At 49.7% G+C, this 22455-nt stretch carries 19 protein-coding genes and 1 tRNA gene; 6 read left to right on the top strand and 14 right to left on the bottom strand.

What is annotated here, in order from left to right; genetic code table 11:
* Positions 1-106 precede the first annotated feature (106 nt).
* The 4 genes from DYU11_RS05755 to DYU11_RS05770 all read right to left on the bottom strand — a co-directional run bounded on the left by DYU11_RS05755 (position 107) and on the right by DYU11_RS05770 (position 4291).
* The gene (locus DYU11_RS05755; protein ID WP_119666636.1) at positions 107-610 is read right to left on the bottom strand and encodes a hypothetical protein; all 504 of its coding nucleotides are present in this window, start codon (positions 608-610) and stop codon (positions 107-109) included.
* A gap of 83 nt (positions 611-693) precedes the next feature.
* Positions 694-1500 (bottom strand): (Fe-S)-binding protein, encoded by an 807-nt coding sequence (locus tag DYU11_RS05760; protein ID WP_229365707.1) that lies wholly within the window; start codon positions 1498-1500, stop codon positions 694-696.
* Between the two features lie 53 nt (positions 1501-1553).
* On the bottom strand, positions 1554-2819 hold the full coding sequence (locus DYU11_RS05765; RefSeq protein ID WP_119666637.1) for a hypothetical protein: 1266 nt from the start codon (positions 2817-2819) through the stop codon (positions 1554-1556).
* Positions 2820-2896: 77 nt separating this feature from the next.
* Positions 2897-4291: a 4Fe-4S dicluster domain-containing protein gene (locus tag DYU11_RS05770; RefSeq protein ID WP_119666638.1), complete on the bottom strand. Its 1395-nt coding sequence runs from the start codon at positions 4289-4291 to the stop codon at positions 2897-2899.
* 159 nt (positions 4292-4450) lie between these two features.
* Here DYU11_RS05770 and DYU11_RS05775 point away from each other — a divergent pair.
* Positions 4451-4523: transfer RNA gene (locus DYU11_RS05775), tRNA-Phe, on the top strand.
* A gap of 255 nt (positions 4524-4778) precedes the next feature.
* Here DYU11_RS05775 and DYU11_RS05780 read toward each other — a convergent pair.
* The 4 genes from DYU11_RS05780 to gldB all read right to left on the bottom strand — a co-directional run bounded on the left by DYU11_RS05780 (position 4779) and on the right by gldB (position 10103).
* Positions 4779-6635: a MutS-related protein gene (locus tag DYU11_RS05780; protein ID WP_119666639.1), complete on the bottom strand. Its 1857-nt coding sequence runs from the start codon at positions 6633-6635 to the stop codon at positions 4779-4781.
* A 98-nt stretch (positions 6636-6733) separates the two neighbouring features.
* Complete coding sequence (locus tag DYU11_RS05785; protein ID WP_119666640.1) at positions 6734-7150, bottom strand: Fur family transcriptional regulator; 417 nt, start codon at positions 7148-7150, stop codon at positions 6734-6736.
* A gap of 70 nt (positions 7151-7220) precedes the next feature.
* Positions 7221-9029, bottom strand: a complete 1809-nt coding sequence (locus tag DYU11_RS05790; protein WP_119666641.1) for an ABC transporter ATP-binding protein — start codon at positions 9027-9029, stop codon at positions 7221-7223.
* A gap of 81 nt (positions 9030-9110) precedes the next feature.
* A complete protein-coding gene (gldB, locus tag DYU11_RS05795) occupies positions 9111-10103 on the bottom strand; it encodes a gliding motility lipoprotein GldB (RefSeq protein WP_199736673.1) in 993 nt (330 codons plus the stop codon).
* A 39-nt stretch (positions 10104-10142) separates the two neighbouring features.
* Between gldB and DYU11_RS05800 the strand changes: the two genes are divergently transcribed.
* Entirely contained in the window at positions 10143-11048 is a 906-nt protein-coding gene (locus tag DYU11_RS05800; protein ID WP_119666730.1) for an outer membrane beta-barrel protein, read from the top strand.
* Between the two features lie 40 nt (positions 11049-11088).
* Here the strand turns inward: DYU11_RS05800 and hisF are convergent, their stop codons facing one another.
* From hisF to DYU11_RS05825, 5 genes are all read right to left on the bottom strand, one after another.
* Complete coding sequence (gene hisF, locus DYU11_RS05805; protein WP_119666642.1) at positions 11089-11850, bottom strand: imidazole glycerol phosphate synthase subunit HisF; 762 nt, start codon at positions 11848-11850, stop codon at positions 11089-11091.
* 1 nt (position 11851) lies between these two features.
* Positions 11852-12274: a GNAT family N-acetyltransferase gene (locus DYU11_RS05810; RefSeq protein WP_119666643.1), complete on the bottom strand. Its 423-nt coding sequence runs from the start codon at positions 12272-12274 to the stop codon at positions 11852-11854.
* Positions 12271-12993, bottom strand: coding sequence for a 1-(5-phosphoribosyl)-5-[(5-phosphoribosylamino)methylideneamino]imidazole-4-carboxamide isomerase (gene hisA / locus DYU11_RS05815; protein WP_119666644.1), 723 nt, complete (start codon positions 12991-12993; stop codon positions 12271-12273). The genes DYU11_RS05810 and hisA overlap by 4 nt, the downstream gene beginning before the upstream one ends.
* A gap of 89 nt (positions 12994-13082) precedes the next feature.
* A complete protein-coding gene (hisH, locus tag DYU11_RS05820) occupies positions 13083-13670 on the bottom strand; it encodes an imidazole glycerol phosphate synthase subunit HisH (protein ID WP_119666645.1) in 588 nt (195 codons plus the stop codon).
* Between the two features lie 204 nt (positions 13671-13874).
* Positions 13875-14786 carry a DUF72 domain-containing protein gene (locus DYU11_RS05825; RefSeq protein WP_119666646.1) on the bottom strand — a complete coding sequence of 304 codons (912 nt, stop codon included), beginning with the start codon at positions 14784-14786 and terminating at the stop codon, positions 13875-13877.
* 207 nt (positions 14787-14993) lie between these two features.
* On the opposite strand from DYU11_RS05825, the gene DYU11_RS05830 reads away from it, so the two are divergent.
* Positions 14994-17663 carry a valine--tRNA ligase gene (locus DYU11_RS05830; protein ID WP_119666647.1) on the top strand — a complete coding sequence of 890 codons (2670 nt, stop codon included), beginning with the start codon at positions 14994-14996 and terminating at the stop codon, positions 17661-17663.
* Positions 17664-17811: 148 nt separating this feature from the next.
* Entirely contained in the window at positions 17812-18366 is a 555-nt protein-coding gene (locus tag DYU11_RS05835; protein ID WP_119666648.1) for a D-glycero-alpha-D-manno-heptose-1,7-bisphosphate 7-phosphatase, read from the top strand.
* Between the two features lie 243 nt (positions 18367-18609).
* On the opposite strand, the gene DYU11_RS05840 is transcribed toward DYU11_RS05835, so the two are convergent.
* Positions 18610-20088: a type III PLP-dependent enzyme domain-containing protein gene (locus DYU11_RS05840; protein ID WP_119666649.1), complete on the bottom strand. Its 1479-nt coding sequence runs from the start codon at positions 20086-20088 to the stop codon at positions 18610-18612.
* A gap of 276 nt (positions 20089-20364) precedes the next feature.
* On the opposite strand from DYU11_RS05840, the gene DYU11_RS05845 reads away from it, so the two are divergent.
* Entirely contained in the window at positions 20365-21747 is a 1383-nt protein-coding gene (locus DYU11_RS05845; protein ID WP_119666731.1) for a UDP-N-acetylmuramate--L-alanine ligase, read from the top strand.
* A gap of 32 nt (positions 21748-21779) precedes the next feature.
* Positions 21780-22331, top strand: a complete 552-nt coding sequence (locus DYU11_RS05850; RefSeq protein ID WP_119666732.1) for an LOG family protein — start codon at positions 21780-21782, stop codon at positions 22329-22331.
* Positions 22332-22455: the final 124 nt, after the last annotated feature.

Here is a 22455-nt window from a genome sequence, read left to right on the forward strand (position 1 = left end):
GACAGTGAACGTTTTAAATACAGACAATGTTGAAAGCCGGTCCGTTGCCTAACATACGTAGTTAGCAACGGACCGGCTTTCTTTATTTTCAAAAAATGACAGAAAGTTAGGCTGTCACGTTCTTAAAGTACCGTTTTAGCCAGGAGTCGGCCGCTCGAACCGTCCAGTTGGCCGAGTATTCCTCCTTCGTTTTGACAAGCGTATTAAAGACAATCGTGTTAGGTGTCAGTGAGCCAACGGCCACGGCCGCTTTAATATCAGGCAGTGCAACCGTTTGAACATGTCCCTCGGCTGTCTGCAAAGCCGCCGACCGGTCGAAAAAGTCGATACCCTGACCGATCTGTTGCCCAATGGCCTGAAGTGTTCGTACGGATGAGTCAATTGAACAGCCGCTGGGCAGATTATAGCCTTCATCAACGGCTACAACCACAAATCGATTGGCAACCACCTCCGCCGAGGCCAGCAATGGCTGACCATGTGCGGCCCACTGAGCCAGTGCCGACCGGAGTGCCTGCTGAATATCTGTCACTTCGTCATCCGACAAAGGGCGATTTGCCTGGTATACCCACACGCGGGCTTGATCAGGCAGCTTGTCAAAGTCAATCCACATGGTTTTTTTGCTTAAGGCCCGGGGCTTGGGGCCAAGCAAGTTGGGGGTACTCCCAAGCTCCTCAACCCAAGCCCTGTGCAACTTTACAACCCTTCTCCGCGCGCAATGAGTTCCGAAATATCGTAGACTTTCACGGCATCCTCGCGGTTCTGGTTCTTTACACCGTCGGACATCATGGTCATACAGAATGGACACGCCACGGCTATGGTATCGGCACCCGTACCTATCGCTTCCTGCACCCGCTCAACATTGACATCTTTGTTGCCCGGCTCCGGCTCTTTGAAATACTGCGCACCACCGGCTCCACAGCAAAGGCCGTTGGTCCGTGAGCGTTTCATTTCAACCAGGTCGGCATCCAGTGCAGCCAGCACTTCGCGGGGCGCTTCATATATTTTGTTGGCGCGGCCCAGATAACATGAATCGTGGAACGTAATCCGGCGACCTTTGAACGACTCGCCGTCTTTAACCCGAACGCGCCCTTCGTTGATCAGCCCCTGCAGAAACTGGGAGTGGTGCACCACCTCATACTCGCCACCCAGTTCGGGGTATTCGTTTTTAAGCGTATTGAAACAGTGCGGGCAGGCCGTAACAATCTTCTTGACGTTATAGCCGTTCAGCACCTGAATATTGGCCATTGCCTGCATCTGAAACAGAAATTCGTTTCCGGCCCGCCGGGCTGGGTCGCCGGTACAGGCTTCTTCCGGACCCAATACGGCAAACTTGATACCGACATGGTTCAGAATGCGGACAAAGGCTATTGTTACTCGCTTGTACCGATCATCAAATGAGCCGGCGCAACCCACCCAGAACAGGATCTCGGGTTCTTCACCGGCCGCGGCCATATCGGCCATCGTCGGTACTTTATACACATTTTCAGCTGTTGCTTCCATTGTAAAAAGGTGCCAGATTGTACTCAATAGACTCTGGACGGATCGTTTTCACATTATGCAGCAATACGTTGTTTTGCCCGGTGCCGATTGGCAGTGGCCTGCCGGAAAGCCAGCCATACGAAGTAAGCAACACTACTAACTGTGCCGACTTCCATGACGTATTCAAGCAGGTACTGACCGTTTGTCAACATGTCTGGACTGGTATAGATCGGTGTCCCAAGCTTCCACCAATACGATGGCTGGACGGTTACCAGCGCGTTTAATACCAACAGGACTACTACCTGTTGACTGTCCCGCCAGTCGATCAAACCAAAGGAAAGCGGCAACAGGTAGATGAATGCGTAATTGCCAAACGAGCTTTTGTGGACAAACATCATAAACCCGAAACATAACACCCAGAGTGTCGGCAGGGCGCGGTCATAGTCTTCGTTTTTACGTCGTAGCTGCCAACCACCATAGGCCGATACAGCCAGTACGGCCAACAGACCGAGTGCACTTAACGTACCAGCGTACGGCATGAAGTCACCAATGAAGGGTGCCATCACAGTTGGCAGATTTGGCGCAAATGGCATATTCGCAAACATCAGCGGGGTTAGCATGCCTTCGCCGGTCAGCCAGTACAGAATCACCAGACCCGGCAATCCAACAACCGATAAGCCGGCAACGTAGCGAAGTGGCCGACGTACCCAGAAGAACAGGGCGGCTACGATCAGGACAGCCAGCGCTTTTGTCATCAACAACGCCACTGCCATAAGCAAACCCAGCCGAAACTCGTCGGGCCGGCGCGACCACACCCATAAACTTAGCGCACCGAATACCCACATCCAGATGTCTTCCTGACCACCGATCACGCAAAAGACAAGCGGAGCAGGCAGCAGCAGGTATAACAATCCGGCCAACTGGGCAACCCCGCCACGTCGCGGTCGGTAGAATCGATACGTTAGCCAGAACGCCAGCCCTTCCATGAGAATCATCAGCAATACGATCGCTTTCGCACTATGCCAGATAACCAGCGGAAGCGCTGTCATATAGGCAAACAACGGACTGTATGGCGACCAGAAATCGCGGTAAACAACCTCAGCCCTTAAGGCGTGACTGGCCGAATCATAAAATACCGGAACATCGGAACGGGGTTCCAGACCCAGTACGACATATATAACCACAAACGGCACAAGACGACAAAGAACGAATGCACTCAACAGTAACCGGCTGGCGGTTGCTTCGGGCAGGTTTACTAGTTGACTCCTTCGCCAGTAAGCAAGGCCAAACGCAACGCTTCCGCCAATGGCTACTAAAATTTTAATCAGAATGATAGTCATGTAATCAACAGATCAGGCCGAAAATTACGGCCCTGTCTGGGTATTAACGTTCATCAGCGGCAAAACTTTCGCAGCGGTTATTTTGTCGAAACCGGCTCGTTTACCTGCTCAGCCCAGTTAAAGCGGTCGCTCGGCGAAAATTTCCAGGGAGCCATGTTGTTCTCAATGTTGCTGAACATTGCGTTCCAGGAACCCGGTGCCTGCGCTTCTTCCATGACCCGATAGCGACGTAGCTGCAGGATAATGTCCAGCGGATTGATGTTTACCGGACAGGCCGTTACGCAAGCCTGGCAGGTCGTGCAGGCGTTGATTTCCTCTACGGTGATGTAATCGCCCAGCAGCGACTTATCGTCTTTATGATCGTTGCCGTGTTCTTTCCAGCCGCGCTGAATATCTTCCAGGCGGTCGCGGGTATCCATCATGATCTTACGGGGCGATAACTTTTTGCCGGTAATATTAGCCGGGCAAGCCGCCGTACAGCGTCCGCACTCGGTACAGCTGTAAGCGTTCATGAGGTTGATCCACTTCAGATCATACACGTCTTTAGCTCCAAAGCGGCCAATTTCACCGGATGTTGCCTCGACCGGCTGCTCGCCGTTGTCGTTAGCCTGCGAGCCATCGGCCCCGGTTGTAAGCGGCAGGCCCAGCGCCAATTGAACTTCTTTGGTAATTTCCGGCATGTTTTGCATCTCGCCCTTTGGCTGAAGGTCGGAGAAGTACACGTTGGGGAAGCCCAGGGCAATGTGCAGGTGTTTTGAATACGTTACGTACACCGCGAATGCCATAATTCCCAGGATGTGAATCCACCAGGCACCCCGTTCGTAAGCGACCAGGGCCGAATTACTAAAGCCAGCGAACAGTGGTTTCAGGTACTGACTGATTAAAAAATCGCCAACCGGTGCTTCAGCATAATGCCCTACGCCCCGATCGCGCAGCGCACTATCCGCTGCGTTCCAGGTTAGGAAAGCGATCATCAGGATGATTTCAGCCACCAGAATAATGGTTGCATCGGAGACCGGCCAGCCCCGTAGCTCGCGGTGACGGCTTGCTTGCAGGCGGCTCACCCGGGCGATAAACCGACGGGCCAGAAAACCGACGCAGACAATCAAAACGCCCGCAGCAAGGATCTCAAACACACCAATCAAAAACGGATAAACGGCCGTAATGTATGGCGCAAACAGCCGGTGGGTTCCTAAAATACCATCCAGAATAATCTCTAAAATCTCGATATTGATGATAATAAACCCGAGGTAGATGACAAAGTGCATAATCCCTACCAGAGGGTTTGTAAACATCTTTTTCTGGCCGAATGCGACCAGCAACATGGTTCTCAGTCGCTCATCCGGGTGATCTGTACGGTTCTCCGCCCTACCCAGTTTGATTGCCCGACTTATTAATTGAACGCGCCTGGTAATGTACCAGGCTGTAACTCCTACGGCGATAAAAAATAAAACTTGCTGCAAGTAATTCATACGTCTGTTAGAATTATAGCGACTGAAAATCAGCATTATGCTGACTTGACAGATTAGTTACTAAAAATTATTTCAAAAATCAGGTTGCAATTCGTTCACAAACCGTTAATTTTGCACCCACGTTTAACACGCCAGCGTATCAGGCGTTAACAAACTGACGGTGATGTAGCTCAGTTGGTAGAGCAAAGGACTGAAAATCCTTGTGTCGGCGGTTCGATTCCGTCCATCACCACTTCACTAAAGCCTTTCCAGTTGGAGAGGCTTTTTTTATGGTTGATAGTGAAGTCATAACCCTTTCTGAGCCACATAGTTTACGGTTGCTAACGCAGAAATAGTATGCACGCATACTATTTCTGCGTTAGCAAATATACAATATTCCGCTTGTTAAACAAGGAGAATAAAGCAGTTTTAGGATTGATTTTAGATAAAGAATAACAATTCAGCTACTTACAAATGATTGCTATCTCGCTGCAGCCCATCCTTAATTTTACGACTTTGCCATATCGATCTGAATACCAATTGCCCGCATTAACTGACTGGCGTTAAAACTTTCACAGATTCCAGTCCGGAGCTTATAATCAAATTGCAGCTCGCCGTTGTGAAGATCGGATTGGAAATGAAAATTGCGAACAAAGGCTGATGCGTCAGAGAGCTGTCCTAGTTCCAGGTCATGGGTCGAAACAAACCCTGAAGCGCTGGTACGGTGTAACTGCCGAATCAGGGCTTCTGCACCCCGATGCCGATCAGCCGAGTTTGTACCTTTCAGGATTTCGTCGAGGAAGTAAAGCACCGGCATCGGTGTACGGTCTGATGGGCTGGCTGACCCATGTTCGTCTACTTCGGTGGTTCCGGTCTGGGGTTGAGCCAACTTTATGAGCGTTTGCAAACGCTTTAACTCGGCGTAGAATGATGAGGTACTTTCTTCAAGGGAGTCCTGCGTCCGCATACTGGTAAAAACGTGTACGGGCGAGCACACAAACTTCTGCGCACTAACCACTGCTCCCGTTAACGCCAAGACGACATTAGCCCCCAGCGTACGTAAAAATGTACTCTTACCGGACATATTTGAGCCAGTAATCAGAACGGTTTGCCCGGAACCAGTTAGTGTCAATGAGTTGGCAACACTTTTCTCAGGGGCCAATAGTGGGTGGGCGGCAGCTGTAGCTTCGAGCATTAATTCGCCCTCAGTGATGTCCGGCGTAGCGTAACCTGGGTGTGCAAAAGCTAATCCAGCCAAACTGTTAAGCGTTTCGAGTTCGCCCAGAGCTTCGAACCAGCGCGCCAGATCAGGTCCGTGTTGTTGCCGCCACCGTTCGAGCCGAAACAGATAATGAATATCCCAGAGGGTTAAAACAGCAAAGAACAGATAAAAATATGGGTTTCGGCGGTAGTTGAGCCCATCGGTCAATGAGGAGAGCCGCCCGATGGCCTGGGAAGCAGAATGGCCGTTGGACAATAACGCCAGTTTGATAGCCTGGATTCGAGGGGATTCGCTTTGCTGCTCTTCAGCGTGCTTAAACAAACTTCGGAACGTATTCAGAGCTTTAGTAATATCAAACGTCTGCTCACTTACAGTCTGCGCCAGCTTACTGGTCTGGCTCAATACCAGCCCGTGCACTACCAATGCAAGCAGCACCACTAGTCCTGGCAGATACCCCACCATCCACGCGATAATAAGTCCTGCAGTACTTATCGGCAGCAGAAACCGAACACTATTCAGGTACGCCGGCAACGGTGCAGGTTCGGCAGTGGCCCATTGACGTAATGACTCAGGTGAGTTTCCAACGGTTTCGTCGAGGTAAGCCAGTGCTTCAAACCGCTGTCGCCAGTCGAGTTGGAGTTTGAGGGCATCAACCGCCTGCTGACGAAGCCGGATGGTTTCCGGTAAAGCAGGGGCCTTCAACCATGAGGCCAATCGTTGCTTCCCTTCGTAGGTATGTGTACGATTCAGGAGCCGAAACAGTGAGTGTTTGCCAAATACATCAAGGTCGCCCGAGTAGTAATGTGTTGGATCGGAAAACTCCTCCCCTGTTTCGGGCCGCAGATAGTGCCGCTTCAATCGGGCGGCTTCATCTGCGTTGATGAACGCCAGATGATGATTCAAATCGCGTTCGCGCCGGATGGTTTGGTGTCGCTTCAGCATGAACATAAACCCGGCTATGCCTATTACCCCCACCGTTATTGCTCCTGCCTGCTGATCCTGCCCAATCAGTAACCAGACAACCGCGATGCTGCTGATAAACCAAACAAGCCGCCAGAACGCCAGATGGTTATATTGACGCTGGGCGGCTTGTTCCGCTTGAGTAAATTCTTGCTGTCGCTGCTGGAATATTTCGATAGGCATTGGTAGTATATGGCCGGGCCTCGTTCGGCTTTAGCTTGTAAGAGTATGGTATAAACATACAAGCTAAAGCCGAACGAGGCCCGGCTACTCGTAAAAAATTACTTATTGCAATCAGAGCAAACGCCCTGAATCAGCAGATTCATTTCCTTACGGTTATATCCCTGAGGGAGCGCTACCGCCGGGATATGAACCTCATCCAGACAGGTCGTTTGCCCACAATTCTCACATTTAAAGTGCACGTGCTCGTGCTGGTGATGCCCTTGGGCGCAGGTTTCACGACAGAGTGCATATTTTGTACCACCCTCATCGTCAAGCACCTTGTGAATAATGCCCTTATCCAGAAACGTTCGCAACGTCCGGTAAATCGTCACCCTGTCGTGGTCTGGGCCAAGGCCGTGTTCAATATCACTATGGGCCAGTGCATGGTCGGCGTTCAGAAACAAGTCCAGTACCTCCTCCCGGCTGCCTGTATGCCGAAGACCGGAATTTTTTAGGGTTTGCGCGACTGAAGACATGTGGTTTGTGGTTTACAGTTCTTTGTTTACGATTCTTTCACTCCGGCATTTCAACCTGAACCGTAAAGCGCTATTCTATCGTTTCAAATTGCAATTTAACCAGATTGGCATAAATACCGTCTTCCAGATTTGCCAGTTCGTCGTGCGCACCCGATTCGGCAATCTGCCCTTCGCGGATAACGTAGATCATATCAACCTTGCGGATCGTGGCCAGCCGGTGCGCAATGATGATCGTTGTCCGGTTCTGCATAAGTTCATCCAGTGCTTCCTGCACCAACCGTTCTGATTCGGCGTCAAGGGAACTGGTTGCTTCGTCGAGGATCAGGATAGCCGGGTCTTTCAGAATAGCCCGTGCAATGGCGATCCGTTGCCGCTGACCACCCGAAAGCTTAACGCCCCGCTCGCCGACAACCGTTTGAAAGCCCTCAGGAAACGACTCGATGAAATCCAATGCGTTGGCCTTTCGGGCGGCTTCACGTATTTCGGCTTCGCTGGCGTTGGGTTTACCATACGAAATGTTTTCGAGGATGGTCCCGCCAAACAGCATAACCTCCTGCGGCACCACGGCGATGTTCTTGCGCAGCTCAGTGATATTAAACGTAGCCAGATCCCGATTATCTACCAAAATCTGTCCGTTGCCGACGGCGTAATACCGCATCAGCAACTGAACAATCGTGGATTTACCCGCTCCGCTTTGACCAACCAGCGCAATCTTACGTCCGGCAGCGACATCAAGCGAAATTCCTTTCAGCACCGGAACGTCTGGTCGCGACGGGTAAGAAAACTGAACATTTCGGAACGATACGTCTCCACGAACGGGCACGAACAGGGGAGCTTCTTCCTGAGTCACTTCAACCTCCGACGGCTCATCCAGTATTTCCAGAATCCGCTCTGAAGCACCGACCGTACGTTGCAGCTGCGCGTACAGATCGCCCATACCCGCTACCGAGCCGCCGATGAAGGTTGTATACACAATAAACGTCAGCAGATCAGCAAAGGGCATTTCGCCACCGAGCACGAGCGTACCCCCGTACCAGACGACACCAATGATCCCACCAAACAAGGCAAAAATAACGAACGAAACGAACACCCCCCGGAATTTAGCCGCCCGCAAAGCCGTGTTGACCACCTTTTGCAGGGCCCCGCCGTAGCGATTTATTTCTAACCGCTCATTTGTAAAAGCCTTGACGACATTAACCGACTGAAGCGTTTCTTCGACTATAACGTTAGCAGCCGCCAGCTGATCTTGTGCCAGCTTCGACAGTTTACGAATGAACCGGCCGAAAACCATGGCCGCCACAATGATGACGGGGAAAGTACCCAGCATAAACAGAGTCAGCTTCCACGACACGTAGAAGATAATACCGGTACCGATGGTTAGGGTTGCCACCTGCCGGAACAATTCCGCCAGCGTCAACGTCAATACGTCCTGAAGCTGCGATACGTCGGCCGAAATACGGCTGGTCAGTTCGCCCACACGTCGCTGTTCAAAAAACGGGATGGGCAGCGTAATAATTTTGCTGTAGGTTGCCCGGCGCACATCGGCCATGGCCCGCTCGCTTACCTGAGAGAAAAAGTAAATGCGGAAAAACGAAAAGACTGCCTGCAGGATGAGAACACCCACAAAAAACAACGTAACCTGATTGAGCGAGAAATCAGAGTTTCCCTGAATTACGCTGGTGATCTGGCCAATCAATAACCCGAAACTGAGCGTAGTGCCCGTCGACAGGATCAGAAAAATAAATCCCAGTCCGTATTGAAGCCGGTATGGTTTCACAAACCGGAAAATGCTCAACGCCTTCCGCAGGCTTTCGCCGGTAATCTTCTTTTTATCTTCAGGAGTAGCGTCGTCGCCAAGATTCCTTCCTCGCTTTGCCATAGTATTGGTTAAGTCTGAACAGCGATACCGCGTTTACGTACGTATTGCTGGTTATAAGGTCGCTGTTCCGGCAAGTTTATTTTATTCTTCCTCTATTTGCCCTTTGTAACCCGACTGCTGAAAAATCTGCCGGGCATCGGCGTTTGCCATTAGTTCCTGAATTGATACGTTCGAACTTTCATCGAAGTAGCGGCTTACGATTCGCCAGCCAACCCAGCGGGCAATGGCCCCCGGTGCTTTCGGACCGATCTCGGCCGTAAACGGACGCTCATTCAAATATCGCTGTTTTACGGCAGGATTCGTCTGGTACAGTAACTGATTATCAATAAAATGTGCCCATACTAAATCCTGCGCATTGTACGTCTCGACCAGTTGTTGTTCCGTGTAGCCGATTATGAAGCTGTTATCCACTTCGGGCAGCATGGTTTTGGTGAAGACGTAGCCTTTTCCGTAGTAGACCATATCGGCCAGCAAGGTCTGATCGGCGGGATTTGTGGCATTGTATTTGTCGGACAGTGCGAACACAATGGCCGGTACGATGTAGTCTTTTTGATAACGACGCAGGATATACTGTGGGAAATTTGGTCCCTGTGGCCGATATTTAGCATTAGGTCCAGCGAAATAGTCGAGTGCTATTACAACGAGGCTATCCGATACCAGCAGATCCGTGCCGAGAAACCCCGACATAACCGTAACGACCCTGGGCGGCCGAAAGTCCGGAAAATCGTTTTTGATGTTGGCAAAGGCTTCAGAAAGCTGCCCTTTCAGGTCAGCCATGTCGCCAAACTCAGTTTGTACCTGCTGGTACAATACGTTTAGCTCCGGGTCGTTAACTCGGGTGTATAATTCGTTCACCAGAGCCGTATCATTACCTGCTCCGTTCGCGTTAAAATACAATTGGGCTACACTCGGATTCTGGTTTAGAACGTTTCGGATATCATCGCTTGACTTGCCCGAAAAAAGCTGCTGATCGAGTCGTTGAATAGCAACTTCTTCGCGTTTTGTACACGAAACCAAGGAGATTAAACCAAACAGCAGAAAGATAGTCCAAGTGAGGACCGTTCGGATTTGCATGAAATCGACCAGTTTTCTTTATTGAAAACGTACAAAATTATGAAAAAAGTTGCAGGGTTTCTCCTGATTCTGGCCCTATTAACCGGTTCAACAGGCTGGGCCCAAAGCATTGCGTCCCAACCTAAAACGTATAAACCTAAGTTTCGTACATCGAAAGAAGCGGACCGGCGTTTTAAGGCCATTCTGGGCAATGACTACAACGAACGGAGAAAAAATGATGACGATGCGAACAGCCGGGCGTACAGCGACGAAATCAAGCGCAGAAAACGCCGGCGTACCGCCGAGCAGTCGAGCGACGAGACTTATCCCGACTACGAGCGCCCGAGCCATCTGATCGAAATGGGCATTCGGTTTGCGCCATCACTCAATACAAACACTGCCGAAGGAAACGGCACCTATGCCGGTTTTAAAGACAATGGCATGGGAGTTCGGTTGAGCGTTGGACCGACACTGGACTATTTTTTCTTCAAAGACCGCTACGCTTTCAGCTCGGGTTTGTGGTATACCATCAAACGCTCGGGCTTTCAGATGCCAGGATCGTATGGACTTATCCGTTGGACTCCCGGCGCTCCAGGTAAAGAATCTATATACAACCTGCAGTATTTGCAGGTGCCCGCTACCGTAAAGATGTTTGCCAACAACATTGCGCCTAACATCCGTCTGTATGTGCAGACTGGCGGACTCCTCAGCTTCAAACTGGCAGAAAAAGCCCTATACGAGGAACGTAACGGATTGTATCAGGCCGAGAGCGGTGGCGACCGCCGGCAATACAGCTACGGAGACGTCGAGTTACTATTAGGTACCGGCGTGCAGTATAAAATCAATTCTGTGAACGCCTTCAACATTGGGGTTAGTTATCAACGGGGCTTGTTAGATGTTGCGCGGGGCGGTCAGTTGATCTCGAAAAGCCGTACCGTTGCAGTAGATTTAGGCTTTAAGTTCTGATACACGAAGGGCCTGCTACGTTTAGCAGGCCCTTCGTGTATTATAATGTCATCCGCATCTCAATACCTTTCGTCTGCAAGTATCCCTTCAGCGCCGGAATATCAATTTCCTTAAAGTGGAAAATACTGGCGGCTAAGCCGGCATCAGCTTTTCCGGTCGTAAATACGTCTACAAAGTGATCCATCGATCCGGCCCCTCCCGACGCAATAACCGGAATGTTGGCCGCTCCGGAAACCTGAGCGGTTAATTCCAGCGCAAAACCGGCCTTGGTACCGTCGGTATCCATAGAAGTCAGCAGGATTTCACCGGCTCCCCGGTTTTCTACCTCTTTGGCCCAGGCCAGCGTACGAAGTTCGGTAGGTTTACGGCCCCCGTGGGTGTGAACAATGTGTTCGCCATCGACGTAGCGGGTATCTATCGCCACCACAACACACTGACTCCCAAATTCCAGGGCCAGTTCGTTGATCAGGTCGGGGTTGCGCACGGCCGACGAATTGATGGAAACTTTATCGGCCCCGGCATTCAACAGCGCGGATACGTCGGCTTTTGACGAGATACCTCCTCCAACCGTAAACGGTATATTGACCGCATGCGCTACGTTACGAACCAGATCGATGAGGGTTTTGCGTTCGTCGACGGTGGCCGTAATATCAAGGAATACCAGTTCATCGGCACCCTGCCGGGCGTATATGGCCCCGAGTTCAACAGGGTCACCGGCGTCGCGGAGATTGATAAAGTTGGTGCCTTTCACCGTCCGCCCGTCTTTAATATCAAGGCAGGGTATGATTCGTTTCGTTAGCATGTTAATACGTTTCGATTAACTTCATATGCATAAAAATCTCCGGCGTTTCGAGGCTCTTAAACCCAAACTGTTCATAAAGCGTGTGCGCGTCGCGGGTAGCGAGCAGCCATCGGCGTAGTCCTTGTAGCGTGGGCCAGGTCAGAATTGTTTTCATTAGCCGTTTGGATAATCCTTTGCCACGGTGGTTGGGTACAATAAATACATCGGCCAGATAGGCGAACGTAGCCTCGTCCGTAATTACCCGGGCGAAGCCAACCTGCTGATCGTCGAGAAATACGCCAAAGCACAAAGACCCCTCGATTGAGCGCTCGACGATCGCGCGAGGTATGTTTGGTGCCCAGTACGACTCCTGACTTAAAAACTGGTGGATGAGCGATACGTCAAGCCGAGCTTTGTCGGTGCTGATGGTGTACTCTTCCATCATGGATTTGTGAACCTGGTTAAATCCTTTAACGCCACCCGACCTTCGTAAATCGCCTTACCGACGATGACACCGTACAATTTCATATCGGCCAGGGTTTCGATATCGCTCATATTGCTTACCCCTCCGCTGGCGATAATATTAAGGCTCGGGTAACGATCCTGTAAATTTCGGTACAGTTCAAACGACGGCCCCTGCAACAAGCCATCTTTTGCTACGTCTGTGCTAATCACATACTTAACACCTTTATCCACATAGTTTTCCACAAAATCGTAGATCCACATCGATGTCGATTCCTCCCAACCGCTGACGGCAATCTTCTCATTTTTAGCGTCAGCACCCAGGATAATTGCTTCAGAGCCGTGCCGCGATAACCACCGCTCAAACACATCCGGCTGCTTCACGGCAATGCTGCCGCCAGTTACCTGCCTGGCCCCGCATTCAAACACGACACGCAGATCGTCATCGGACTGAACACCTCCGCCGAAATCAATGTGCAGGTGAGTTTTGGAAGCAATTAACTCCAGAACTTTCCAGTTAATGACGCGCTTTTCCTTCGCACCGTCGAGATCCACAAGATGCAGGCGGGTCAGGCCGGCGTCTTCAAATTGCTGAGCCACTTCGAGCGGCCGGGCGTTGTATTCTTTCTTCTGGCTGTAATCGCCCTGTGTCAGGCGAACGGCCTTGCCTTCAATAAGGTCGATGGCTGGGATGATATGCATTCTCTTAAACGCGGAGATAGCAGAGAATTTCCAGAGGCCACAGAGAATTTTGACTTCTCTGCGTAATCTCTGTGTCCTCTGCGTTTAAATCATAATTTCAAAAAGTTCTCTAAAATTCGCTGCCCCACGTTCCCGCTGATCTCGGCATGAAACTGAGCCGCGTAGAAATTATCTTTCTGCAACATGGCACTGAACGGCCGGACGTATTCACAAACGGCCGTTGTTTCAGCGCAGACATCAGCGCCGTAGCTGTGGACAAAGTAGACGTACGCCTGTTCGGGCAGGCCTTCGGTTAGTGGGCCACTTAAGCTGTGGATACTGTTCCATCCCGTGTGCGGCACTTTAAAACCAGGCTGGCTGGGAAACCGCCGGACGTCAATATCAAAAATGCCCATGCAGTTTGTGTCGTTCTCCTCCGAATGGCGGCACATGAGCTGCATTCCCACGCATGTACCCAACACCGGCTGCTTCAGCGTTGGAATAAGTTTGTCAAGGCCTTTCTCCCGCAGGTACGCCATGGCTGTACTGGCCTCGCCCACACCCGGGAAGATTACTTTATCAGCCGAGCGGATTTCGGCTTCGTCGTCGGTGAGCAGGTAGCTCGCTCCGAGTCGATCCAGCGCGTACATCACCGACTGAACGTTGCCCGCATTGTATTTAATAATGACTGTTTTCATGACGATCCGACGTATCGGTAAATAAAAAGCCCGGCACTTCAGCAGAACCGGGCTTGGTGTATCGTGAGTAACGTATTGCTCGTCTATATCCACAAAAACAGGCCATCGGATCTGCCGTCAGAAGACGACCGAATGATGATGCCGGTGCATGTTGTTTGTGGAATTCATGGGGCAAAGGTAAAGGGTTGATCGTAAAGCTACAAATCAAAACAAACTTCCCTGCACCACCTTTGGCTGCAACACGGGCTCCTTAAGGCTCAGACCACAATGCTTGTTCAGCTCGCGAATCCAGTACAGAATCAACTCCGGGGCCGTATCATTTTCCGCACCACCGTGGATAAACAGATAAGCCGTTTGCAAACCTTTTTCAAACCAGGCTTTCAGCCGCTGCACCCAGGCATCAGCCCGTGAATAATCGGTTGGATGGCCTTCGTTCGCGATAAACCGGAGCGTCAGCGTAGGACTGCTCAGGCCCATGTGCAACACATCCCGCCGACCCGCTACGTCGGTATTGACTACGTGCCGGTGTAATACGTGCAGCCCTTCGAGTGTCCGTTGCCAGACATCAGCCTTCCGGAACCAATCCGGATGGCGAAACTCAACAGCTACGTCGAGGTCGTCGGGCAATCGTTTCAGGTAAGTCTCCAGCACCGGCCACTTCTCCGGCCCAAACGACGGCGGCAGTTGCAGGAACGGCATCCCCAGAAACTCTTCAAGCGACAACACCGCATTGATGAACTCCTCCGTCAACGACTCAGTACCGACCAGCATCCGCTCGTGGCTTATCACCTGCGGAAACTTCGGGCAGTATCTGAACCCCGGCGTTGCCTCCTGCTTCCATTTGTCAAGCATGGCAGGCGTTGGGATCTGGTAATGCGTCAGGTTCAGTTCAATCGTGTTGAACTGACGGGTATAGTAGTGCAGAAAGTCCTTCTCTTTGGCGTTGGATGGATAAATTTTTCCAACGTAGTCTTTATTGGCCCAGATTGGCCCGCCAATGTATACTTCAGGATGCGAAGAATTGTCCAGACCCGACCACACCCGGGCGTTGAAAGCCGGGCCAGGCGGAAGGCCAAAGTTGACCGTATCCAGATTGGTAGTTTTTCCAAAGTCCATGACTGTATCTGATGAAGTATCGCTATACCAGTAAAACTGTGCAAAACAGCCATTCGTTTTCGCACCGACTTCTAATTAACTAATTTTGCAGAATATACTAAAACTCTGTGTTCGCTGCGCAAATCTCAGAGTCCTCTGGTTTTGTAAGTCGTTTAAACGCCAGAGGGCGCCGAGATTCACGCAGAGGGCGCCAGGAGAACAAAGCCCATGATTTCCAAGACGTACAACCCAAAAGATATTGAAGATAAATGGTATCAATACTGGCTTGATAACCAACTCTTCAAATCAACGCCCGACGAACGAGAACCCTACACAATCGTGATTCCCCCACCGAACGTAACGGGCGTATTGCACATGGGTCACATGCTCAACAACACCATTCAGGATGTACTAATCCGGAAGGCCCGAATGGAAGGCAAAAACGCCTGCTGGGTACCCGGCACCGACCACGCGTCCATTGCGACGGAAGCGAAGGTTGTGGCCATGTTGAAAGAACAGGGTCTGGACAAGCGTGAGATCGGCCGGGAGAAGTTTTTGGAACACGCCTGGGAATGGACCCACAAGTACGGCGGCATTATTCTGCAACAGCTCCGCAAGTTAGGCGCTTCCTGCGATTGGGACCGTACGCGCTTCACGATGGAGCCGGCCCTGTACGACTCGGTAATTGACGTTTTCGTCGACTTATACGAGAAAGGCCAGATCTACCGGGGCATCCGCATGGTAAACTGGGACCCGCAGGGACGCACCGCCGTATCAGACGAAGAGGTTGTCACAAAGGAAGTTCAGCAGAAGCTGTGCTACATCCGATACGAAATTGCCGAGACCAAGAGATCCGAGGGGGATAATTTCCTAAGCCCTTCGCCCCAGGCCCCAAGCTATATCACCATCGCCACCGTTCGGCCGGAAACTATTATGGCTGATACGGCCATTGCGGTAAATCCCAACGATGAACGCTATAAACACCTGCACGGTAGGAAAGCGATTATCCCGCTTATCAATCGTGAGATTCCCATCATCACAGACGACTACGTAACGATGGACTTTGGTACGGGTTGCCTGAAAGTAACCCCCGCTCATGATCCAAACGACTACGCCCTCGGTCTGAAGCATAGCCTTCCGGTTATTGACATTATCAACGAAGACGGTACGCTGAACGAAAAGGCGCAGATCTACGTCGGTATGGATCGCTTTGCCGCCCGGAAAGCGATTGTTAAAGAACTGGAAGAGAAAGAGTATCTGGTCAAAACAGAAGATTATAAGTCGAACGTAGGTTTTTCGGAGCGGACCAACGCCGTAATCGAGCCTAAATTATCGTTGCAGTGGTTCCTGAAAATGGAACACCTGGCGAAGCCTGCGTTTGAGAACGTAATGAACGACACCGTTCAACTGCACCCCGCCAAGTTTAAGAACATGTACCGGTCGTGGATGGAAAACCCACATGACTGGAACATTAGCCGACAGCTCTGGTGGGGACACCAGATTCCGGCTTTCTACCTGAAAGACGGTACCATCATTGTTGCTAAAAACAAGCGGGAAGCGCTTCGTAAAGCCCAGCGTGAATACCAATTGTTTGCCCTGACAGAAGCCGATCTGACGCAGGATGAAGACGTACTGGATACATGGTTCTCGTCGTGGTTGTGGCCTATGTCCGTGTTTGACGGCATCCGTCACCCCGACAATGCGGAAATCCAGTATTATTACCCGACCAACACGCTCGTTACGGGCTTCGATATTATCTTCTTCTGGGTTGCCCGGATGATCATAGCTGGGTATGCGTTCAGGGATCAGAAACCATTCCAGGACGTATATTTTACCGGAATGGTACGCGACAAACAGGGGCGTAAAATGTCGAAGCAGCTTGGCAATTCACCCGATCCGCTTGATCTGATCGAGAAATACGGAGCAGATGGCGTTCGGACAGGTATGTTGTTCAGTTCAGCGGCCGGTAACGACCTGTTGTTCGACGAGAAGCTTTGCGAACAGGGACGAAACTTCAACAATAAAGTCTGGAACGCATTCCGGCTGGTAAAAGGCTGGCACGTTAGCAATGCGGCTTCTGACAATTCCGGAAACGACTTAGCCGTTGCCTGGTTCGAGTCAAAACTGAATCAAACGCTGACCGAGGTAAACGACCACTTCAATAAGTACCGCATTTCAGACGCCCTGCAAAGCATTTACAAACTGATCTGGGATGATTTCTGCTCGCAGTACCTGGAGATGATCAAGCCGGGCTTTGAGCAGCCAATTGATGAACCAACCTATAAGGCCACGATTAACTTTTTTGAGCGGCTCATGTGTCTGGCGCATCCATTCATGCCGTTCATTACAGAGGAAATCTGGCAAGAAATCCGCGACCGACAGCCCGGCGAAAGCATCTGTGTGGTCTCTTTCCCAAGCACGGGTCCCATAGACACCGCTATCCTGGCCGATTTTGAGTTGTTGTTCGACGTGGTCACAAACGTGCGGAACATCCGAAACAGCAAACAGATTGGGCCAAAGGTCGAGTTGCCATTGGCCATCAAGAGTGGATCGCCCGACCGGTTCAGAACGCTGGAACCTTTGCTGCATAAACTGGCAACCTTAGCATCCGTCGAGTACATTCAGGAGAAAGTGGAGGGCATCAGTTTTGTCATCAAAGGCGATGAGTTCTTTGTTAACCTCGTTGGCGAGATCGATTTGGAACAGGAGCTGGCCAATGCCCAGAAAGAACTTGAATACACAATTGGCTTCCGGGATTCCGTATTAAAAAAGTTGTCCAATGATAAGTTTGTGGCCAATGCCAAACCGGATGTTGTTGATCGCGAACGGCAGAAACTAGCCGACGCCGAAGCAAAAATTAAGGTTCTGGAACAACAGCTTCAGGATTCGGCTCGGTAGCTATTTTCCTACTAAAGACAACAAAAGCCGGTGAGTAACCGGCTTTTGTTGTCTTTAGATAATTAAATGGAAACGATTTCTGATAAAATTTCAAAATATTAATAGAAAAATTTTATTTTTACTCTTCATACTTGCACTTTCCTGAAACATGAATAAATGCGTTTTTCTTGACCGCGATGGTGTGCTGAATGAAGACCGGGTCGATTACGTGTACCGAGTCGAAGACTTTGTTATACCCAAAGGTGTACCCGAAGGCCTGCGTATGTTAAAAGATGCGGGGTACTTGCTGATTGTCGTCACCAATCAGGCTGGCATAGCCAAGGGGCTATACACACGTGATGACGTAATGAAATGCTACCAGTACCTTCAGGAAAAGTGTAACAATGTTCTGGATGATATTTACTTTAGCCCTCACCATCCTGACTTTGATTCCCGTTCACTAACCAGAAAGCCTGAGTCGTTACTCCTGGAAAAAGCGATTGCCAAATACAACATCAATCCCTTCGATTCCTGGATGGTTGGCGATGCGCTGCGGGATATTCAGGCCGGCAAACGGGTTGGCGTCCGGACGGTTCAGATTACACACACCAGACCATTAGCGACGACCAGCGACGGCTATGCTTCCAACCTTCTTGAGGCTACGCAATTTCTGCTGAATTTTCAGCCTAACAACAAAAGCCAACAGCAGTTAGTCGAAAACTAACCATTGTCAGCTTAAGAAGTCTGGTTTTGTGAAGTCAGTCCTAGGCGCGAACCTGCGCTGGAGCAGGTTTCTGGACACTACCGTACGCCGGACAAGTTGCCTTCCGATTGCAGGCACCCATGAACAACGTAGCAACCAACGATCCGATAATGAATAGCTTTTTCATATAAATAAATATAGGCCTGGCCTTTATCATAAACGAACATACCACCGTTTACTGATACAAAGCCAGGCTTTTCGTTATTAATTTTCTTCTTTTATCAACTCTTCTTCACGCTCCTCGGCTGCTTCGGTAGCCGCATCAAGTTCTGTCGGTCCTGGTTCAGCCCCACCATAGCCAAGAATCTTCAGCATAATCTCGCTGTTTTGTTCCGGAGCAAACAAACGCGTGCGCAGATTACCCTCCTCATCCTTATCCACGATCACATGCTGCGGAGCTGGAATCAGGCAGTGTTGAATACCTCCATAACCGCCCAGCGATTCCTGATAGGCACCCGTATGGAATAGCCCGACGTATTGCTCCTCAGCTTCCTGATCAAAGATGGGCAGATACAAATCGGCGCTGTGTGCTTCGGTATTGTAGAAGTCATGCGAATCGCAGGTCAAACCACCCAGGTTTACTTTCTGGTACGGATTATCCCAGTTATTCACCGACAGCATAATATACTTCTGCCCCAGCCCCCACGCATCCGGAAGCTGCGTAATGAACGAGCCATCAATCATATACCACAATTCTTTGTCGTTTTGCAGCTTCTGATCGATTACCCTGTAGATTACCGCCCCACTCTCGCCAACTGTGTAGCTGCCGAATTCTGTGAATATGTGCGGAACCGGTACGTTGTTCTTGTTACAGATCCACTGAATACTTTCCACGATCTGGTCGATCATGGCCTGGTAGTCATAGTTAAACTGGAACGACGTCTGAATTGGCAGTCCCCCTCCAATATCGATCGAATCAAGATCCGGGCACATTTTACGCAGTTCGCAGTACTTGTACATAAACCGGCTTAACTCGCTCCAGTAATAGGCACTGTCTTTAATGCCCGTATTAATGAAGAAGTGCAGCATTTTCAGCTTAAACCGATCGCTGTTCTGGATTTTTGTACGGTACAGTTCATTGACATCACTATACCGGATACCCAGGCGGGACGTATAAAACGCAAAGTTCGGCTCTTCGTCGGTTGCAATCCGAATACCCAGATTCACCGTATCAGCCGTGACGTTCCCCTCGTACGCTTCTATTTCTTTAAGATGATCGAGAACCGGCACCACATTATACCCCTCATTGATCAGCTCACTGATGTACTGCGTGTACAAGGGTCGTTTATACCCGTTGCAGATGATATACGTACTTTTCGAAACTTTCCCCAGCTTATGCAACTCCCGGATTATGGGGATATCGTACGCAGAGGATGTTTCCAGGTGAATGTTATTCTTCAGTGCCTCTTCAAGCACAAACCGAAAGTGGGATGACTTCGTACAGTAACAATACGTGTAACTTCCCTTGTAGTTATACCGCTTCATGGCATTCTTGAACAGCAACTTAGCATGTTCAATATGCTCAGTTATCTTCGGCAAATACGTCAGTTTTAGCGGTGTACCGTACTGCTTGACAATGTCCATCAAAGGGACGTTGTTGAACAACAATTGGTTGTTCTCTACATTGAACTCCCGGGTCGGAAATTCAAATGTTTGATCAATAAGGTCATAATAAGTCTTCATCCCTTCGTTCGGCGCATAAAATTAGGCGGTCCGCCGTAGCGGTTGTGGTCTTGAGGAAAACACGCGAAAATGGCGCAAAAAGTGGGGTTTCCCAAGTTTGTCTGGCTCGCAGAATACAAAACGCAATAGCGCGGGGTTTGATTCTTTTTTATGCAAAATTTTACTCACATTTAACATACTCGATCAGATCTCCCTTTATTGACTGGCCATAGGATACCAAACTTCGACAAACTCAAAAGAACCGCTAATTTTGTTTTTTTACTGGCCACTGCGTTAATGAAATCCAAAGCCATTCATTTTATCTCAATCGGCGGAAGCGCCATGCATAACTTAGCTCTTGCTCTTCATCAACAAGGCTATTTAGTTACCGGATCCGACGACGAAATCTATGAGCCTTCGCGCACTCGCTTGGAACAGAGCGGTTTATTACCAGCACAGATAGGCTGGTTTCCCGAAAACATTCATGCTGACCTGGATGCAGTCATCGTTGGTATGCACGCCCGGCGGGACAACCCTGAACTGAAGAAGGCTCTTGAACTTAAGCTTCCTATCTTTTCGTATCCGGAATATATCTACCAGCAAAGTCAGCATAAACAACGTATCGTAATAGCTGGAAGCCATGGCAAGACTACTATTACGTCGATTATACTGCACGTACTTAAGCATCACAATCGGGTATTCGATTATCTGGTAGGCGCACAGCTTGAAGGATTTGAAACAATGGCCCGCCTTACGCCCGATGCGCCAGTCATTGTTATTGAGGGTGACGAGTACGCTTCTTCACCAATTGATGCTAGTCCTAAATTTCTTCATTACAAGCCGCACATCGCTCTAATCAGCGGGATTGCCTGGGACCATGTTAACATCTATCCTACCTGGGAGGAGTATGTAGATCAATTTGAATTCCTTGCCGAAGCCATGCCTAAAGCTGGCATTCTCGTCTTTGATGAATCGGATGATATGCTGGACGTTATTGGGCAAAAAGAGAGACCCGACATTGTCAAAGTACCGTACGAAGCGCATCCAAGCGAAATAGTTGATGGCAGGACGTATCTGCTGACAAATAAGGGCGAGAAGGTCCCTGTTTTTGTTTTTGGTGATCACAATATGAAAAATATTGCCGGAGCCATGGCTATCTGCGATCGACTGGGAATAACCGACGAGCTTTTTTATGAAGCAATCGGTACGTTTAAAGGTGCTGCCCGTCGGCTCGAAAAAGTTGTAGAAAAAGAGGGGCGCATTCTTTTCCGTGATTTTGCCCACGCCCCTTCCAAGGTTGAAGCATCGACAAAAGCCGTCAGACAGCAGTTTCCGGATCGAAAATTAGTAGCAGCCGTCGAACTGCATACGTATAGCAGTTTAAATAAAGCATTTCTCAACCAATATAAAGGATGTCTGGATGATGCTGACGTCGCTGTTATCTATTTTGATTCCCATACCCTGGCTATAAAGCAGCTACCCTCCATCAGCGTAGACGATGTGAAATCAGCGTTTGAGCGCCCAGATCTTCATGTCTTTACGGATTCAACTCAATTGCTTGAGTTTTTGATCGCTCAAACGACAACCGCCGAGGTCTTTTTATTGATGAGTTCAGGTACGTTTGGCAATTTAAATTTTGAACTAGTTGGAGAGCATTTACTACACCCAGTTTCTAATTGATTAATGTCAGTCAACACTTTAAATTAAAAACAGTGCAAAGTATAGTTGTTTATTGCGGCTCTAGTACTGGGACAAATCCATTCTACAAAGAATTGGCCGCCGAATTGGGTAAGGAGCTTGCCATTCGAAATATTAGATTGATTTACGGGGGAGGTGGTTTTGGACTGATGGGTACCGTAGCAGATTCAGTGTTAAATCACGGAGGCCAGGTTACGGGCGTAATTCCAAACTTTTTAGCTGAACTTGAAGTGGCTCATCAAACGCTGACGGAGCTGCATTTTGTTGAAACCATGCATGAGCGCAAGTATAAAATGGTTCAGCTAGCTAAAGGTGTAATTGCACTCCCTGGTGGCTATGGCACCCTGGATGAACTATTCGAGATTTTAGCCTGGCGTCAATTGAAGATCTACGACGGTCCCGTTGCTTTAATCAATAGTAATGGCTACTACGATTTTCTTCTTCAACAACTGGATCGCATGGTTGAAGACGGTTTTCTTAAGATAGAAAATCGCGCGTTATTAATTGTATCCGATACAGTTGCTGATGCACTTGAAGCGATCAGCAAGTTTTGGGAAGACCTGTAAAGCAGGAAAGCCGTCCTTGTGGGGACGGCTTCCAACTACAAATGACAAGAGGTGGCAGTTACCTACTCTCCCGGAAACGACTCCAGTACCATCGGCAGTGCGGGGCTTAACGGCTCTGTTCGGG

It is taken from the genome of Fibrisoma montanum (assembly GCF_003583365.1).
Classification (GTDB): Bacteria; Bacteroidota; Bacteroidia; order Cytophagales; family Spirosomataceae; genus Fibrisoma; species Fibrisoma montanum.

What these genes read in the sequence shown, in the direction of transcription:
- DYU11_RS05785 (WP_119666640.1), bottom strand. Translation starts at nt 7,150, where the DNA reads ATGTCTTCAGTCGCGCAAACCCTAAAAAATTCCGGTCTTCGGCATACA.
- DYU11_RS05800 (WP_119666730.1), top strand. Translation starts at nt 10,143, where the DNA reads ATGAAAAAAGTTGCAGGGTTTCTCCTGATTCTGGCCCTATTAACCGGT.
- DYU11_RS05840 (WP_119666649.1), bottom strand. Translation starts at nt 20,088, where the DNA reads ATGAAGACTTATTATGACCTTATTGATCAAACATTTGAATTTCCGACC.
- DYU11_RS05780 (WP_119666639.1), bottom strand. Translation starts at nt 6,635, where the DNA reads ATGCCTATCGAAATATTCCAGCAGCGACAGCAAGAATTTACTCAAGCG.
- DYU11_RS05770 (WP_119666638.1), bottom strand. Translation starts at nt 4,291, where the DNA reads ATGAATTACTTGCAGCAAGTTTTATTTTTTATCGCCGTAGGAGTTACA.
- DYU11_RS05765 (WP_119666637.1), bottom strand. Translation starts at nt 2,819, where the DNA reads ATGACTATCATTCTGATTAAAATTTTAGTAGCCATTGGCGGAAGCGTT.
- hisH (WP_119666645.1), bottom strand. Translation starts at nt 13,670, where the DNA reads ATGAAAACAGTCATTATTAAATACAATGCGGGCAACGTTCAGTCGGTG.
- hisA (WP_119666644.1), bottom strand. Translation starts at nt 12,993, where the DNA reads ATGCATATCATCCCAGCCATCGACCTTATTGAAGGCAAGGCCGTTCGC.
- gldB (WP_199736673.1), bottom strand. Translation starts at nt 10,103, where the DNA reads ATGCAAATCCGAACGGTCCTCACTTGGACTATCTTTCTGCTGTTTGGT.
- DYU11_RS05825 (WP_119666646.1), bottom strand. Translation starts at nt 14,786, where the DNA reads ATGGACTTTGGAAAAACTACCAATCTGGATACGGTCAACTTTGGCCTT.
- DYU11_RS05845 (WP_119666731.1), top strand. Translation starts at nt 20,365, where the DNA reads ATGAAATCCAAAGCCATTCATTTTATCTCAATCGGCGGAAGCGCCATG.
- DYU11_RS05755 (WP_119666636.1), bottom strand. Translation starts at nt 610, where the DNA reads ATGTGGATTGACTTTGACAAGCTGCCTGATCAAGCCCGCGTGTGGGTA.
- DYU11_RS05810 (WP_119666643.1), bottom strand. Translation starts at nt 12,274, where the DNA reads ATGATGGAAGAGTACACCATCAGCACCGACAAAGCTCGGCTTGACGTA.
- DYU11_RS05830 (WP_119666647.1), top strand. Translation starts at nt 14,994, where the DNA reads ATGATTTCCAAGACGTACAACCCAAAAGATATTGAAGATAAATGGTAT.
- DYU11_RS05835 (WP_119666648.1), top strand. Translation starts at nt 17,812, where the DNA reads ATGAATAAATGCGTTTTTCTTGACCGCGATGGTGTGCTGAATGAAGAC.
- DYU11_RS05790 (WP_119666641.1), bottom strand. Translation starts at nt 9,029, where the DNA reads ATGGCAAAGCGAGGAAGGAATCTTGGCGACGACGCTACTCCTGAAGAT.
- hisF (WP_119666642.1), bottom strand. Translation starts at nt 11,850, where the DNA reads ATGCTAACGAAACGAATCATACCCTGCCTTGATATTAAAGACGGGCGG.
- DYU11_RS05760 (WP_229365707.1), bottom strand. Translation starts at nt 1,500, where the DNA reads ATGGAAGCAACAGCTGAAAATGTGTATAAAGTACCGACGATGGCCGAT.